General features: G+C 61.3%; 1 protein-coding gene. It reads left to right on the forward strand.

What is annotated here, in order from left to right; all coding sequences use genetic code 11:
* Nucleotides 1-697: IS66 family transposase (gene tnpC, locus MLC59_RS19880; RefSeq protein ID WP_248237340.1), on the forward strand; the 697-nt coding region annotated here is incomplete at both ends.

Raw genomic sequence — 697 nt, forward strand, 5'->3', positions numbered from 1 at the left:
CGTGCCTCCAGTTATGTGGTGCTTAAGTGCGAACGCCCGGTGTTCCGGCGAAAGGGGGCCGAGAAGCCGGTGACGACTCTGGCTCCGTTCAACGTGCTGGACAACAGCCTGGCCGACGTCAGCCTGCTGGCCGGGCTGCTGGTGGACAAGTTCCAGTTCCACCTGCCGCTGTATCGTCAACACCAGCGCATCCAGCAGGCCGGTATCACCGTCAGTCGCAGCACCCTGACGAACCTGGTCAAGCGTGCCATCGACCTGCTGCGACCCATCGTGGATGCCCAGACCGACAATGTGCTGCGCAGTCGGGTGCTGGCCATGGATGAAACGCCCATCAAAGCCGGTCATCAGGGCCGGGCCGGCCCGCAAAGGGGCAAGATGAAAACTGGCTGGTTCTGGCCGTTATACGGCGATGCCGACGAGGTGGTGTTCACCTACTCGAACAGCCGTGGGCGTGCCCATATCGAAGAAGTACTCAGCGAATCGTTCAGCGGCACCCTGATCAGTGACGGCTACGCGGCCTATGCCCGCTACGCTGCCGCTCAGGAGAGCGTCATCCATGCCCAATGTTGGGTGCATGGTCGCCGTTATTTTATCGAGGCACAGAAAGATCACCCGGAGACAGTCACCGACGCGCTGCAACAGATCGCCAAGGTGTACCGGAATGAAGAGGCCATCAAAACCCAGGGGCTGACTGGCG

This window comes from Marinobacter bryozoorum (assembly GCF_023156245.1).
GTDB classification, from domain to species: domain Bacteria; phylum Pseudomonadota; class Gammaproteobacteria; order Pseudomonadales; family Oleiphilaceae; genus Marinobacter; species Marinobacter bryozoorum.